The sequence below is a fragment of the Dermacoccus sp. MPR-E5 genome (assembly GCF_058809565.1).
Window position 1 is genome coordinate 1 of record NZ_JBXASS010000039.1, and the last position, 1,063, is coordinate 1,063.

A 1,063-nucleotide genomic window follows, 5' to 3' on the forward strand; every position below is an offset into this window, starting at 1 on the left:
TGAATCGCCCCGGGTTCGGTGGAGGCTGTCATTCAACGCGAGGATGGACAGCATGGCAGCACCACGGAAGTACCCGGCAGAGCTTCAAGAGCGCGCGACACGTCTCGCGATCAAAGCTCGCCAAGATCCGGAACGGCGACGAGGAGCAGTACGCAGGGTGGCCGAGCAGCTCGGTGTGAATCCCGAGACCCTGCGCAACTGGGTGAGTCAGGCAGAAGTCGATGCCGGCACCCGCCCCGGTGTGACGACGAGCGAGCACGAACGCCTGCTCGAACTCGAGCGGGAGAACCGCGAGCTACGGCGCGCGAACGCCATCCTGCGATCGGCGTCGGCTTTCTTCGCGGCGGAGCTCGACCGCCCACATCACTGATCGTGGAGTTCATCGACGATCGCAAGCATGAGTTCGGTGTCGAGCCGATCTGTCGCACCCTCACCGAGGCTGGGGTCAAGATCGCACCGAGCACGTACTACGCCGCGAAGACGCGCCCGCCGTCGCCGCGAGCGGTTCGCGACGTAGAAATGGCGGCGCAGATTCGCCGGGTTCACAAGGACAACTACGGCGTGTACGGCGCCCGCAAGGTCCATGCTGAACTCGTGCGTGAAGGCATCACCGTGGCGCGTTGCACCGTGGAACGTCTCATGCGTGCTGCGGGCCTGCGCGGCGTCAGTCGCGCGAAGGGACCCCGCACCACGATTCCTGGGCGTGGCCCGGATGATCGTCCGGACTTGGTCGAGCGGGACTTCACCGCGTCGGCGCCGAACGAGTTGTGGGTCGCGGACATCACGTACTGCCGAACATTCAGTGGATGGGCTTACGCCGCGTTCGTCATCGACGTCTACTCGCGCCGTGTCGTGGGCTGGCAGGTGTCGAAATCGCTGCGCACCGACCTGGCGTTGGACGCCCTGGACATGGGGTTGTGGACCCGTCAACGTGACGGGCAGGACGTGACGGGGCTGAGGCACCACAGCGACAGGGGCGTTCAGTATGTCGCAGTTCGCTACACGCAGCGTCTTGGTGAGGCCGGTGCGGTCGCGTCCGTCGGATCGACGGGCGATTCGTACG

At 65.5% G+C, this 1,063-nt stretch carries 2 protein-coding genes and 1 other annotated feature; both genes read left to right on the forward strand.

Annotated elements, in window-relative coordinates; translation table 11 throughout:
• The coding region (locus tag AC1RS9_RS14445) for an IS3 family transposase (RefSeq protein ID WP_006945639.1) at positions 1-370 on the forward strand (370 nt) is incomplete at its 5' end.
• Positions 331-459 (forward strand) — a sequence feature (AL1L pseudoknot). Its footprint overlaps the gene before it by 40 nt.
• A partial coding sequence (locus tag AC1RS9_RS14450; RefSeq protein WP_492921972.1) for an IS3 family transposase occupies positions 373-1,063 on the forward strand: 691 nt, incomplete at its 3' end. It overlaps the preceding feature by 87 nt.